General features: G+C 68.6%; 12 protein-coding genes and 1 tRNA gene. 7 read left to right on the top strand and 6 right to left on the bottom strand.

The genetic code is table 11. The annotated features are described in order from the left end of the window. Positions 1–12: 12 nt before the first annotated feature. A complete protein-coding gene (locus ACZYZ5_RS17655; protein ID WP_463903486.1) occupies positions 13–693 on the bottom strand; it encodes a response regulator in 681 nt (226 codons plus the stop codon). Further along, a complete protein-coding gene (locus ACZYZ5_RS17660) occupies positions 690–1,946 on the bottom strand; it encodes a sensor histidine kinase (RefSeq protein ID WP_463903534.1) in 1,257 nt (418 codons plus the stop codon). The genes ACZYZ5_RS17655 and ACZYZ5_RS17660 overlap by 4 nt, the downstream gene beginning before the upstream one ends. 207 nt (positions 1,947–2,153) lie before the next feature. Between ACZYZ5_RS17660 and phoU the strand changes: the two genes are divergently transcribed. Continuing rightward, entirely contained in the window at positions 2,154–2,816 is a 663-nt protein-coding gene (phoU, locus tag ACZYZ5_RS17665) for a phosphate signaling complex protein PhoU (protein ID WP_463903487.1), read from the top strand. Between the two features lie 125 nt (positions 2,817–2,941). Here the strand turns inward: phoU and ACZYZ5_RS17670 are convergent, their stop codons facing one another. Further along, positions 2,942–3,688: a phosphoglyceromutase gene (locus tag ACZYZ5_RS17670; RefSeq protein ID WP_463903489.1), complete on the bottom strand. Its 747-nt coding sequence runs from the start codon at positions 3,686–3,688 to the stop codon at positions 2,942–2,944. A 201-nt stretch (positions 3,689–3,889) separates the two neighbouring features. Between ACZYZ5_RS17670 and ACZYZ5_RS17675 the strand changes: the two genes are divergently transcribed. Further along, complete coding sequence (locus ACZYZ5_RS17675; protein WP_463903535.1) at positions 3,890–4,723, top strand: class I SAM-dependent methyltransferase; 834 nt, start codon at positions 3,890–3,892, stop codon at positions 4,721–4,723. 27 nt (positions 4,724–4,750) lie between these two features. Here ACZYZ5_RS17675 and ACZYZ5_RS17680 read toward each other — a convergent pair whose 3' ends face one another. Further along, positions 4,751–5,107, bottom strand: a complete 357-nt coding sequence (locus ACZYZ5_RS17680; protein WP_463903491.1) for a DUF2516 family protein — start codon at positions 5,105–5,107, stop codon at positions 4,751–4,753. Positions 5,108–5,116: 9 nt separating this feature from the next. After that, positions 5,117–6,313: a trans-sulfuration enzyme family protein gene (locus tag ACZYZ5_RS17685; protein WP_463903493.1), complete on the bottom strand. Its 1,197-nt coding sequence runs from the start codon at positions 6,311–6,313 to the stop codon at positions 5,117–5,119. Between the two features lie 88 nt (positions 6,314–6,401). Between ACZYZ5_RS17685 and tmk the strand changes: the two genes are divergently transcribed. From tmk to ACZYZ5_RS17705, 4 genes are all read left to right on the top strand, one after another. After that, entirely contained in the window at positions 6,402–7,058 is a 657-nt protein-coding gene (tmk, locus tag ACZYZ5_RS17690; protein ID WP_463903494.1) for a dTMP kinase, read from the top strand. Beyond that, entirely contained in the window at positions 7,055–8,197 is a 1,143-nt protein-coding gene (locus tag ACZYZ5_RS17695) for a DNA polymerase III subunit delta' (protein WP_463903495.1), read from the top strand. The genes tmk and ACZYZ5_RS17695 overlap by 4 nt, the downstream gene beginning before the upstream one ends. 114 nt (positions 8,198–8,311) lie before the next feature. Beyond that, entirely contained in the window at positions 8,312–9,877 is a 1,566-nt protein-coding gene (locus ACZYZ5_RS17700) for an alpha/beta hydrolase (protein ID WP_463903497.1), read from the top strand. Positions 9,878–9,973: 96 nt separating this feature from the next. Then, positions 9,974–10,046, top strand: a tRNA-Thr gene (locus ACZYZ5_RS17705). A gap of 144 nt (positions 10,047–10,190) precedes the next feature. Here the strand turns inward: ACZYZ5_RS17705 and ACZYZ5_RS17710 are convergent. Beyond that, on the bottom strand, positions 10,191–13,091 hold the full coding sequence (locus ACZYZ5_RS17710; RefSeq protein ID WP_463903499.1) for a cation-translocating P-type ATPase: 2,901 nt from the start codon (positions 13,089–13,091) through the stop codon (positions 10,191–10,193). 71 nt (positions 13,092–13,162) lie between these two features. Between ACZYZ5_RS17710 and ACZYZ5_RS17715 the strand changes: the two genes are divergently transcribed. Continuing rightward, positions 13,163–14,143: a hypothetical protein gene (locus tag ACZYZ5_RS17715; RefSeq protein ID WP_463903500.1), complete on the top strand. Its 981-nt coding sequence runs from the start codon at positions 13,163–13,165 to the stop codon at positions 14,141–14,143. Positions 14,144–14,154 lie beyond the last annotated feature (11 nt).

Below are 14,154 nucleotides of genomic sequence, written 5' to 3' on the forward strand. Positions count from 1 at the left end.
ATGGCGCCGGGCTCAGGGCTCGAACTTGTAGCCCAGGCCGCGGACCGTGATGAGGTGCCGCGGCGCCGAGGGGTCGGGTTCGATCTTGCTGCGGAGCCGTTTGACGTGGACATCGAGGGTCTTGGTGTCCCCCACATAGTCCGAACCCCAGACGCGGTCGATCAGCTGCCCGCGGGTCAGTACCCGGCCGGAGTTCCGCAGCAGCATTTCCAGCAGCTCGAATTCTTTCAGCGGCAGAGACACCTGTTCGCTGCTGACCGTGACAACGTGCCGTTCGATGTCCATCCGGACCGGTCCCGCCTGCACGGTGCTGGGAACCAGCTCCTCGGGCTCGCCCTGGCGGCGCAGCACTGCCCGGACCCGGGCCACCAGCTCCCGCGAGGAGTAGGGCTTGGTGACGTAGTCATCGGCGCCGAGCTCCAGCCCGACGACCTTGTCGATCTCCGCGTCCTTGGCCGTCAGCATGATGACGGGAACGGATGAGCGCTGCCTCAGCTGCCGGCAGACCTCGGTGCCCGACTGGCCGGGCAGCTGCAGGTCCAGCAGCACCAGGTCGGCGCCGTTGCGGTCGAACTCGGTGATGGCGTCTATCCCGTTATCCACCACCTCCACCTCGAATCCTTCCTTGCCCAGTAGGTAGGACAGCGGGTCGCTGAACGACTCTTCGTCCTCGACAATCAAAATCCTGCTCAAGCGGTAGCTCCTTGCTCATGGGCGCCGGCGGCGTCCCGTCGTGTTGGTCTGGGGTGCTGGGACGGGCCGCTGGCCACGGCCTGGGCGGCCGCCCGGTCCGCGGGTTCGCCCGCGTCGGCAACGCCGTCGAGGTCCTGGCCCTCCAGCTCCGGCAGCCGGATGGTGAAGGTGGAGCCCTGCCCGGGCTGGGACCAAAGGGTCACCTCGCCGCCATGGTTGGCGACCACGTGCTTGACGATGCTCAGGCCCAGGCCGGTGCCGCCGGTGTGGCGTGACCGGGCGGCGTCCACGCGGTAGAAGCGCTCGAAGACGCGTTCCTGGTCCTCGGGGCTGAGCCCCTCGCCCTGGTCCGTGACGGAGACGGCCACGAGGCCGTCCTTGGCCCGGAGGCCGATGCCGACCCGGGTGTTTTCCGGGGAGTAGCGGATGGCGTTGTCGATCAGGTTCCGTAGCGCCGTCACGAGCTGGTCCTGGTCGCCGTAGACCATGGCGTCCGTGTGGCCGCCCACAACGAGGTCGATGTTCTTGCTTTCCGCCGGCAGCTGGGACCGGTCAACCGCTTCGGTGACGACGGTGTTGATGTCCACGGTCCGGCCCTGTTTTGCGACGTTGGAGCCCTGCAGCCGGGAAAGTTCGATGATGTCCTGCACCAGGGCCGCCAGGCGGGCGGATTCCTTGTGCGTGCGCCTGGCGAAGCGGCGCACCGCTTCCGGGTCATCGGCGGAGGACTCGAGCGCCTCGGACAGCAGCGAGATGGCGCCGACCGGCGTCTTCAGCTCGTGGGAGACGTTGGCGACGAAGTCGTTGCGGACTTCCTCGGTGCGGGTCACCTCGGTCCGGTCGTCGGCCAGCAGGAGGATATATTCCTCCGCGATCACGGCCGCCCGCACCTGGACCACGATGGTTCCCTGGCCCAGCGGGCCCCGCGGCAGTTCGAGGAGCCGTTCGAGGATGACACCGTCGCGGCGCACCTTCGCGGTCATCTCCAGCAGCTGCTCGTGGACCAGGGTATGGCCGCGCACCAGTCCGTAGGCGTACGCGGCGGGGCTGGCGCGGACGACGCCGTCGATCGCATCCACCACCACAAACGCCCGGCCGACGGCGGCCAGCACCTCGGCGGCGCCTTCGGGAAGAGAGGGATCCTCGAACTCGACGTCCACGAGCTTGCGCTGCTGCTCACTGACCCGGAAGGCGAGCACGCCGAAGACGCCAAGCGACAGGCCGATAAGGCCGGCGATCACGCCGATAAGCATTGGGTCCACGGCTCCAGCTTATGCTCTGCCCCGCGTCGGAAACTGTAATCTCCCGCTATTCCCACTCCGGTTCAGCTAACGTTCATCTATTGGGGCGTAACAGTTCACCGGACGCTGGAACACTGGACAGTTGAAGCGCCGACAGGTGAACCGAAATGGGCCCGCCACTGTGGTGGCCGGCAATATTTCCAAGGAAAGGACGCACACGTGCGCAAGGTTTTTCAGGAAGAGCTCGCCCAAGTGGGGGATCAGCTCGTCGAAATCTCACAGCTGGTCAGTGAAGCCATCGACAAAGCCACGACGGCCTTCGACGGCGCCGACATCGACCTGGCCGAGGACGTCATCGCGGCCGATGCCCGGATCGACTTCCTGCAGAACAGCCTGGACGAGCGCGCCATCGATATCCTCGCCCTGCAGGGCCCCGTGGCCAGCGACCTGAGGATGATCGTGGGGTCCCTCCGGATGAGCGCCTCCCTGGAGCGGATGGGCGACCTCGCCCGCCACCTCGCCCAGCTGGCCCGTCTGCGGTACCCGGCCACCGTGGTGCCCTCCCAGCTGCGCGAGACCTTCAAAAGCTTCGCCGAGTACGACCTGCTGATCGCGCAGAAGCTCACTGTCCTGCTGGAAACCCGGGACCTGGAAGTGGCCCGGGACATCATGAAGGCCAACTCCGCCGTGAACGACCTGCACCTGAGCGTCTTCCAGGCGATCGCCCGCAGCGACTGGCACGAGTCCCCCGCCACGACGGTCGACGTCGCCCTCGCCAGCCGGTACTTCGAGCGTTTCGCGGACCACGGCGTGTCCGTGGCGCAGAAGGTCACCTACCTGGTCACCGGCGCCTGGCAGCCGAACAGCATCGAGCACAGCTAGCGCTCCCCGGGTCGGGACAAAGCACCGCCGGCCAGCTCCTCCGGAAGCAGATACCACGACGCCGGCCGATCACCTCGCGAGGTGACCGGCCGGCGTCGTCCGTTCCGTGATGGCGCGGAGGGGCGCTACTTCTTGCCCTGGTTGGCGACCGCCTGGATCGCCTCGGCCGCGGCCTCGGGATCGAGGTAGGTGCCGCCCGCGTTCAGCGGCTTGAAATTCTCGTCCAGTTCGTAGACCAGCGGGATGCCCGTGGGGATGTTCAGTCCGGCGATGGCTTCATCGCTGATGCCGTCCAGGTGCTTGACCAGGGCGCGCAGCGAGTTGCCGTGGGCCGTCACCAGGACGGTTTTGCCGGCCTTGAGGTCTTCCTTGATGTCCGATTCCCAGTAGGGCAGCAGGCGGACCAGGACGTCCTTGAGACATTCGGTGCGGGGCAGGTCGTCGCCGAGGTCCGCATAGCGCGGATCATGCGCCTGGGAGAACTCGGAGCTGTCGTCCAGGGGCGGCGGCGGGGTGTCGTAGGACCGGCGCCAGTTCATGAACTGCTCCTCGCCGTATTCGGCCAGGGTCTGCGCCTTGTCCTTGCCCTGCAGGGCGCCGTAGTGGCGCTCGTTGAGCCGCCAGTCCCGCTTGACCGGGATCCAGCCGCGGTCGGCCTTGTCGAGCGTCATGTTGGCGGTGTTGATGGCCCGCTTCAGCAGCGAGGTGTACAGGACGTCCGGGAGGATGTTGTGCTCCACGAGAAGCTCGCCGCCGCGGATCGCCTCGGCCCGGCCCTGGTCGTTGAGGTCAACGTCCACCCAGCCGGTGAACAGATTCTTGGCGTTCCATTCGCTGTGGCCGTGGCGCAGCAAAATCAGCTTATAAGTCATGGTTTTCATCCTAGCTGAGCGGCCCCGGGCAGTGCGGCGCGTTACAAAGCCCGCGCCACACCGCAACGCGGGGGCACTCCGCGCCCGTCCCGGGCCCCCGCATGGGCCGAACTGACCCCGCGTTTGGAGGATCGCGATGGAGGATAGGGTGGGCTGGTGGTGCAGAAGGCTGAGCGGGTGGCGTCCCCGCAGACCCATGTCATGGGAAAAGGCGGCGTGGAAAAACGCGGCGTGGCGAAGGGCGGACCCCGGGCGGGCCGGCCGGTGGGCAACATTACCCGCGGCACCACCAACCCCAACCGGATGCGGCGGCTGGACCGCTGGCTGACCGGCCCGCAGGCCTGGCGGCTGCGCGCGGCGGCTGATCCCCTCGCCGTCGATCTGGGTTACGGAGCTTCCCCGGCCACCGCGGTCGAACTCTTTGAACGGCTGTCCGCGGTCCGCCCCGACGTGCGGGTGGTCGGAATCGAAATCGATACCGAGCGCGTGCGCCTGGCCCGGGAACTGGAACGGCCCGGGCTGAGCTTCCGGCTGGGCGGCTTCGAACTGCCGGTGGCGGGCCGGCCCGTCCTGGTGCGGGCGTTCAACGTGCTCCGGCAGTACGAGGAGGCCGATGTCGCGGCCATCTGGCGCCTGGTGCAGGGGCGGCTGGCCGCGGGCGGGCTGTTCATCGACGGCACCTGCGACGAGATCGGCCGCCGGGTCACGTGGGTGGCGCTGGACGCCGAGCGGCCGCTGAGCCTGAGCCTGTCGATGCGGTTCGGCAGTTTTGCGCTGCCCTCGGAGGTGGCCGAGCGTCTCCCGAAAGCCCTCATCCACCGCAACGTGCCCGGCGAGCGGATCCAGGCCTTCCTGCAGGCGATGGACCAGGCCTGGCTGGAGGCCGCGCCGCTGGCGTCGTTCGGGAACCGGCAACGCTGGACGGCGATGTGCCGGGCACTGCTCGACGCCGGCTGGCCGATCCAGGATGGTCCGGCCCGGTGGCGGCTGGGCGAACTGACGGTCGGCTGGGACGCCGTCGCGCCGGGGCCTTAGAGGCAGGGCCCCAGCGGGCCGGCTAGGTCACCAGGGGCCGTAGGGACCGGTGTTGCGGCTTCCGCCGCGGCCCGCGTCCTTGACGGCCGGGCGGACGTCGGCGAGGTAAACGGACGCGGCCGTCACGGCGACGAGTCCGAACAGTCCCAGCGGACCCAGGAGGCCTCCGCCTCCGCCGCCCAGCAGCGACAGCAGGCCCACGGCCATGGCGCCGCCGGTGACGGCCAGCCAGAAAGTCTTGGTGCGCTTGGACACGGCTTCAAAAGCGTTTGCCTTGTGCCGCAGGCAATCGAAGAATGCCCACACCTCAAGGGCCAGGGCTACGAGGGCCAGGAGAAAGTAGATCCCGGTCTCGACATAGTAAATAAGCGCTCGTCCGTCCATGCCCCCAGCCTAGCCGCCCAAGCTGGCCAGGGCCTGCTCCAAATCGGCCCAAAGGTCCTCGACGTTTTCGATGCCGACGCTCATCCGGACCAGGTTGTCGGGCACGCTGGCCGGCTCGGCCGTGTGCCGGCGCCGCCGTTCGATCAGCGACTCCACCCCGCCCAGCGAGGTAGCGGGCAGCCACAGCTTTAGGGCCCGGATCATCCGGTCTGCGGCATCGGCCCCGCTGAGGCTGCCGTTGTGGCCGTCCACCGGGGCCATTTCAATGCACAGCACCGAGCCGAAGCCCTTCATCTGGCTCTTGGCCCGTTCGTGGCCGGGGTCCGAGGGCAGTCCCGGGAACCGGATGCTGCCGACCCGGGGGTGCGTGCTCAGCCGCTCGGCCAGCACCGCGGCCGAGGCCTGCGAACGCTCGACCCGCAGGGCCAGGGTGCGCAGCCCGCGCAGCGCCAGCCAGGCCTCGAAGGGCCCCGCGATCCCGCCGTGGATAGTGCGGTGGTGCAGCAGCGCGGCGCGCAGTCCGGCGTCGGACGTCACCAGGGCGCCCAGCACGACGTCGGAATGGCCGGAGAGGTACTTGGTCACCGAGTGCAGGACGACGTCGGAACCCAGCGTCAGCGGCTGCTGCACGAGCGGGGTGGAGAAGGTGTTGTCCGTGACGACGACGGCGCCCGCCGCGTGCGCGGCTGTTGTGAGAGCGCGGAGGTCCGCGACGCCCAGCATCGGGTTGGTGGGGCTCTCCAGCCAGAGCATGCTGGCGGGGCGCCCGTCCGCCGGTGCGAGCTGCGCCAGCACCGAGTCGGTGTCCGCGATGTCCACCGTGCGCAGTTCCAGGAACCCCTTCGCGGCCAGTTCCGTGGCCATCACCAGGGAACCGGCGTAGCTGTGGGACGGCATGACCAGTACACCACCGGCAGGAACCAGGGACAGCGCGGAGCTGACGGCGGCGAGGCCGGACGCATAGAGCAGGCCGGGGAGCTCGGCGCCCTCCAGCTGGCCGAGGGCTTCCTCGAAGGGGTCCCAGGTGGGGTTGGAATACCGCCCGTAGCCGCGGTCGCCGTCGCCCAGCGGTCCCGTGCCGTAATAGGTCGAGGAGAGCACCAGCGGGGGGTTCACCGGTTCGTCGCGTTCACGCGGCGGGCGGCCCGCCGCCACTACAACCGTTTCGGCGGAAAGGGATGCCGCCTGTGCATCGGAAAGACTCATGGTCACAGGGTACTTGGGGTCCCCGCAGGGCACCCAAGGCGTTACGCGCAGGCACGTGACTGTCAGGGATTGTCGGTACGCTAGAGCAGTGACTACCCATAACCCCGGACTGTTTATCGCCTTCGAGGGCGGCGACGGCGCCGGCAAGTCAACGCAGGCAGCCGAGCTGGCGTCGGCCCTTGAGTCCCGCGGCCTCAAGGTGCTGCGGACCAGGGAGCCGGGCGGCACTCCGATCGGCGAAAAGCTCCGTTCCCTAGTCCTGGACCACGGCCACGGCCACATCGACGCGCACACCGAAGCCCTGATTTTCGCGGCCTCCCGCGCCGCCCACGCCAGCCAGGTCATCCGCCCGGCCCTGGAGCGCGGCGAGATCGTCCTCACCGACCGCTATATCGATTCGTCGGTCGCCTACCAGGGCGCCGGCCGGGGCCTCGGCACCGACGCCGTCCGCAACATCAACGAGTGGGCCACCTCGGGCCTGCTGCCGGACCTCACGGTACTGCTCGACGTTGACCCCGAGGTCGGCCGGCGCCGCCGCACCGCGGGCGATGCGGCCGAGGACCGGCTGGAATCCGAGGCGGACGAGTTCCATGCCAGGATCCGGACCGCGTTCCTCGCCCTCGCCGCGGCCCGGCCCGAGCACTATCTCGTCCTTCCCGCCCACCTCCCAGTCGAGCAGTTGGCGGTGCGGATCCTCGAACGGGTCGAGTCGCTGCTGGCCCTCCCCCGTGGCGTGACCGCATGAGCGTTTGGGACGACCTCCAGGGCCAGCCCGCCGTCGTGGCCCAACTGCGCCAGGCTGCCGAGGGTGACGGCCTGACCCATGCGTGGCTTTTCACCGGCCCGCCGGGGTCCGGGCGGTCCAACGCGGCGAAGGCCTTCGCCGCCGCCTTGAATTGCGATCAGGACGACGTCAGCCTGCGCGGCTGCGGTGACTGCGCGGCCTGCCGGACCATCCTGGGGGAAACCCACTCCGACGTCGCGTTCGTGCGCACCGAGAAGGTCACCATCACCATCGACGAGGCCCGCGAGCTGGTCTCCACAGCCGGGAACCGGCCGTCCTCGGCGCGCTGGCGCATCATCGTCGTGGAGGACGCGGACCGTATGGCGGAACGCACCACCAACGTGCTGCTCAAGGCAATCGAGGAACCGACCCCCCGCACCATCTGGATGCTGTGCGCGCCCTCCCCGGCCGATGTCCTGGTCACCATCCGCTCCCGGTGCCGGGCGGTGGCGTTGCGGCTCCCGCCGGCGGCCGACGTCGCGGCCCTGCTGGTCAAGCGCGACGGCGTCGACCCGGCCGTCGCCGAACGCGCGGCCCGGGCAGCGCAAAGCCATGTCGGGATCGCCCGCCGGCTGGCACGGGATCCCGAAGCCCGCGAGCGGCGGCTCGAAACAGTGCGGTTCCCGCTGGGCCTCCGGGGCGTCACCGCCGCGGTGCTGATGGCGGAAAAACTCGTCAAAATCGCCACCGAGGAAGCCAACAGCTCCAACGACGAACGCGACGCGGCGGAAAAAGCCGCGCTGCTCGCCACCCTCGGCGCGCCCGAGAGCGGCACCCTGCCGCCGGCCATGCGCGGGCAGGTCAAGCAGCTCGAGGACGACCAGAAGCGCCGCGCCAAGCGTTCGGTAACCGACTCCCTCGACCGCACCCTGACCGATCTGTTGTCCTTCTACCGGGATGTGCTGATCATCCAAATGGGGAACGCCGTCGAGCTGGTCAACGTTGAACTCAGGAGCGAACTCGTGGAGTTCGCCCGCCAGTCCTCCGCCGAAACAACACTTGCCCGCATGGACGCCATCAACAAGGCCCGCAAACGGATCACGACTTCCAACGTCGCCCCGCTGCTGGCCATCGAGTCGATGGCCGCAAGCCTCATCTGAGGGATCATAGAGTGACCCGTCCCCGGTGAACCGACCATCAGACCGGCCCCCAGCACCTGTCCGGTGTGAAGTGCCAGCCCCTCCGCTCCGTTCCGATCCTCCAAGGAGAACCGCATGAAGTCTGCACGAGCAGTGCCCGCCAGATCCCGATCTTTTGAGATCGGCATGCGGGCAGCCGGCGCCATGGCCCTGGCCGTGGTGCTCTCCTCGTGCACCCTGTTCGGTGCCGGCGACGGCGGGGCCAAGAGCGCCAGCACCCCGAATCCTGAGATCGCGTCCTCCGCGCCCGCCGAGCTCCGCAGCTACTACACGCAGAAGGTTGACTGGACCGCCTGCGAGTCGGACCTCCAGTGCGCCAAGATCAAGGTTCCGCTGGATTACAGCAAACCCGACGGCGACAGCATCGAGATCGCGGCGATCAAGCTCTCCACGAAGGGCAACAGCAAGGGCAGCCTGCTCATCAACCCGGGCGGACCCGGTGGCTCCGGCTATGACTTCGTCAAGGACGCCGGAGCCACGCACTTCTCGGAGAAGCTCCGCGCCAACTTTGACATCGTGGGCTTCGACCCCCGAGGTGTGAAGCGCTCCGCCCCGGTCACCTGCCTGACGGATCCGGAGCGCGACGCCTCCCGCGCGAAGATCTACGATCTGGACACCGACGCCGGCCTGGCCGAAACCCTGGCGGACAACCAGGTGATCGCGGAAAAGTGCGAGGAAAAGACCGGTCCCGTCCTCGGTGAGGTCGACACCGAGACCTCCGCCAAGGACCTCGACATCCTGCGTGCTGCCCTGAACGACACGAAGCTGAACTACATGGGGTTCTCCTACGGGACATTCCTCGGTTCGACGTACGCCTCGCTGTTCCCTGACAATGTCGGCGCCATGGTCCTGGACGGCGCGATGGACCCCTCCCTCAGCTATGAGGAGCTCACCAGCGGTCAGGCCAAGGCCTTTGAAAAAGCCCTCCGCGCCTACGTGGAAAACTGTCTCAAGTCCGATGGCTGCCCGCTCAGCGGCGGGGTCGACAACGGGATCGAGCAGATCCGGGACCTGATCGCGGCCGTGGAGGCGAACCCGGTGCGCGCCAAGGACGGCAGGATGGTCTCTGCGTCCACCCTGGTGACCGGCATGATCGTCCCGCTGTACAACGACGACAACTGGCCGTTGCTCACGCAGGCCCTGGGCGCCGCCCTGAAGAACGATGCCTCGCCGTTCCTGCGGCTGGCCGACTTCAATGCCGAACGCGAACCCGACGGCAGCTATTCGTCGAACAGCGCCTTTGCATTCAGCGCCATCAACTGCCTGGACTACCCGATGGTCACGGACACCGCGGGGATGCGCGCGGACGACCAACAGCTCCGGCTGGATTCGCCCACCTTCGGCAAGTACTTCGCCTACGGCGGCACCAGCTGCAAGGAGTGGCCGCACCAGAACGTCCGCACCCCGGCACCGGTGGAATACAAGGGCTCTACCGACATCCTGGTGATCGGCACCACCGGCGACCCGGCCACCCCGGTGGAATGGGCGAGCGAGCTGCGCAAGCAGCTGGGTAACGCCTCGCTGCTGACGTGGCAGGGCGAGGGCCACACGGCCTACGGCCGCTCCAACGACTGCGTTGGCAATGCCGTAGACAGTTACCTGGTCGATGGCAAGTCCCCGGCGGACAACACGGTCTGCTGAGGCGCTCGGCCCTCATTTTGACCCGGGCCTGAGGACTCTACTACAGTTGTCTCTGGCATGAAGCGCCCGGGCCACGCCCGGACATTCCATGCGGTTGCTTCCTTAGCTCAGTTGGTAGAGCGTCTCACTCGTAATGAGAAGGTCGCCAGTTCGATTCTGGCAGGAAGCTCGAGAAGAACCCCCGGAAATCAACGATTTCCGGGGGTTCTGTTGTTTTCGTTGAATTGTGCCCTGTCGCTCTGCGGGCCTTTGGGATCTGCGGTCCGTCCCCCGCTTCATCGGCGTTGGAGGTGACCGCCACCACGAGGGATCCTCATCCGCCGGTCCGCGCCTCACGGTGCCGCTCGCCCGCCCGCAGGACGATCTTGCGCAGCTCGTCGAACCACAACACGGTCGAGGCCATCGCAACGCAGACCGCCCAGTGGCCGGGATCCAGGGACGCCGTCCCGAAGGCGCGCTGCAGGAAGGGCAGCTCGACGACCGCCACCTGAAGCACCGTCGCCAGCAGCACCGAGCCCCAGAGCCATTTGTTCACGAAGAGCCGGCGGAAGGCCGACGTCGTCTCCGACCGGGAGTTGAAGGCGTTGAACAGCTGGGCGAACACGAGGGTGGTGAAGCCGGCGGTCCGTGCGACGTCGAGTGAGTCGCTGCCGCCCGGGACCAGCCCGCCGGGCAGGAAGATATCGATGGTCAGCAGGGACGCGACGCCCATTACCAGGCCGATGCTCAGGATGCCCAGCCACATCCGTGTGCCGAGGATCCGGTCGCCGTGTTGACGGGGCCGGCGCGCCATGACGTCGTCAATTTCCGGGTCCACGCCCATCGCCAGGGCCGGGCCGGAGTCGGTCACGAGATTGATCCACAGGATCTGCGTCGCCAGCAGCGGCACCGCGACTTCGCCGGGGCTCGCTCCGGCCAGGCCCATGGCGCCAGCGAATACGACGCCAAGGAAGACCGTGAACACCTCGCCCATGTTCGAGGACAGCAGGTAGCGCAGGAACTTTTTGATGTTCTCGAAGATGACCCGGCCCTGGCGCACCGCGGAGACGATCGTGGCGAAGTTGTCGTCGCCGAGGATCATGTTCGAGGCCTCTTTGGTGACCTCGGTGCCCGTGACGCCCATGGCGATGCCGATGTCCGCGGTTTTCAGCGCCGGGGCGTCATTGACGCCGTCGCCGGTCATTGCCACCACGTTGCCCTGGGCCTGCAGGGCGGTGATGATTTGCAGTTTGTTCTGCGGTGCAACCCGCGCGTACACCGAGGTGTCCCGGGTGATCGCCCTCAGCCCGTCCTCGTCCAGTTCGTCCAGCTCCGCGCCCGTGACCGCCCGCTCCCCCGGTTTCGCGATCCCCAGGTCACGTGCGATCCGCGCCGCGCTGAGCGGGTGGTCCCCGGTGATCATCACGACGCGGATGCCGGCCCGCCGCGCCTCGGCCACCGCGGAGGCCGCTTCAGCCCGGGGCGGGTCCAGGATTCCGACGACGCCGACGTACACCAGCGTGCTCTCGTCCTCCTCGTCGAGGATGTCCGCTTCGTGACGGTCCGCTTCGGTGTATCGGCGGTAGGCCACGCCGAGCGTGCGGAAGGCCTGGGACGAGAGCTCCTCGACGTCGCCGAGGGCCCGGGCTCGGCGGTCCGCGTCCATCGGAACGACCTCCCCGCCTAGCTGCAGCCCGGTGCAGCGTTTCAGCAGGACGTCCGGGGCACCCTTGGTGACGAGGGACAGCGTGCCGGCCTCCCGGTGGTGGGCCAGGGCGGACATCAGTTTCCGCTCGGAGGTGAAGGGAATTTCGCCAAGCCGCTCGAACTCCCCGGTCCTGTCCGTGACCCCTTCAAGTTTCCGGGCCGCGACGAGGAACGCCGCCTCCGTCGGGTCGCCCTGGATCTCCCATTCACCGCCATGCTCCAGCAGCTGCGCGTTGTTGGCGAAGGAGCCCCCGGCCAGCACCATGTGTGCCTCCCGGAGCAGCGCCGGATCACTGACTTCGTGGCCGTTATGGAGCACACCGCCCTCCGGCCGGTACCCGACACCGGTGAGCTCGACCTGGCCGGAGGCTGTGGTGATCCTGCAGATGGTCATCTCGTTGCGGGTCAGCGTTCCGGTCTTGTCCGAGGCGATGACCGAGGCGGAGCCAAGGGTTTCCACCGAGTGCAGCTCCTTGACCACGGCGTTGCGTTTGGCCAGGTTCTGGACGCCGATGGCGAGCACCACGGACAGGATGGCGGGCAGACCTTCCGGCACGGCGGCCACCGCGAGCGAGACCCCCAGCAGCAGGACGGTGACGAGCCCGCTCAGCGTCGACACCCCGTTGACGATGATGATCGTGGCCATCACGACGACGGCGATCGCGATCACGGTGATGCCGAGCAGCTTGCTGACGCCGGCGATTTCGCGCTGCAGCGGGGTGGGGGCGTCCTCGGCGGCCGCCAGCATTCCCGCGATCGCGCCGACCTCGGTGTCCATCGCGGTTCCGGTCACCACTGCTCGGCCCACGCCCTGTGCCACGGCCGTCGCCTTGTAAACCATGTTCAGCCGGTCGCCGAGGGGGACGTCACCGCTGAGGACCCGGGGGTCCTTGAAGACGGGCGCGCTTTCGCCGGTCAGCGAGGACTCCGCGATGCCCAGGGAACTTGTGGTGATCAGCCGGGCGTCCGCACCGACGGCGTCACCCTCGTTGAGGACCAGGATGTCACCGCGCACCAGTTCCGCGGACGGCACGGTTTTCAGTTGGCCGTCCCGCAGCACTGTGGAGTTCGCTGCCGTCATCAGCCGGAGCGCCGCGACGGCGCTCTCAGCCTTGTTTTCCTGCACGAAGCCCAGGACGCCGTTGAACAAGACCACGGCCCCGATCACGAGGGCGTCAACCGGCACGCCGGCGGCACCTTCCACAGCCCAGGCAATGACTGAGATGGCGATGGCCGCCAGCAGCAGGTAAATCAGCGGGTCCTGGAACTGCCGCACGATCTTCCGCCACAGCGGCACCGGAGGTGCGGCCCGGAGTTCATTGGCGCCGTAGAGCGCCAGGCGCCGGTCCGCCTCGTCCGAGTCCAGCCCGGTCTCCGGGCTGACCTCGAGCGTGTGCAGGGCCTCGGAGGCGCGGCGGAGGTGCCATGGGAGGGCACCGGCGTCGGCGCCCGCGGCGTCGCCGGAGGCCGGGATGGAAAGACTGTGCGGCGACGTGTTGGGCGCGACACCGCTTTGTGGTTCGCTCAATTGTGCCTCTATCCGTCAGAACCGCCCGGTGGCGGCGGCGTAGCCGCGGGCCGGGCTCCTATGATTCTTGCATGGGAGAACAGACGCTGGCGGACGTTGCGGCACGGCTCTATGCCCTCCCGTTCGACGATTTTGTCGCAGCACGGACAGCAGCCGCCAAAGACGCGGCTGCCGCGAAGGACCAGCGGACCCTCGCCGCGGAGGTGCGGTCCCTGCCCAAACCGTCCGTGGCGGCGTGGGCGGTGAACATGCTCGCTGCCCGGCGGCCGGAGACCCTCCGGGAACTCGCCGGGCTGGGGACGTCGATGCGTGCCGCGCAATCCTCACTCGACGCCCCGGAACTCCGCCGGCTGGGACAGGAACGGCGTCAGCTCCTGCTCAGCGCGGTCAAGGCGGCGAGGGAGGTCGCCGAGCAGCAGGGCCGGAAGATCAGCGGCGCGATCGCGGCGGAGGTGGAAGCGACCCTGCGCGCGGCGACAGCGGATGCGGGGGCCGCGGCCGCCGTGCAGTCGGGGCGCCTCCTCAACGGGCTGTCAGCCGACGGCGTGGACGTGGTGGATCTGTCAGGCGCCGTGGCGCTGCCCGGCCTGGTGCTTCCCACGGAGGCCGAACCGGTACCCGCCGGTTCAGCCGGGGCAGCGGTTCGGACCGGAACCGCGGCCAGGACCGGGACCGTAACCGGGAAAGCGGCGGAACAGCCCCGCTTGCGCGCCGTCCGGCAGGAACCGCGGCGGTCCACTCCCTCCGCGCTGGAACGGGCCCGGGCACTGCTCAAGGGTGCCGAGGATGCCGCCGCAGCGGCCGCAGGGGAATCCCGGCAGCAGGAGGAGGAGCTGGCCGAGTCCACGGCCCTGGCCACAGAGCTGGCCGACGCGGTGGATACGCTGCGGGAACAGCTCGCCGAGCGCGAGCAGGAGCTCAAGGCGGCCAGGAAGCGGCGCGAATTGGCCGCTGCCCGGGCGCAGCAGGCGGCACGGGCGGCGGCGAAGGCGCGGCGCACGGAGGACCTGGCCCGGGAACGGGTGCTGCGGCTGGGCAACACACCGCACTGATGACCGGAAAG

The organism is Pseudarthrobacter ribosi (assembly GCF_055412865.1).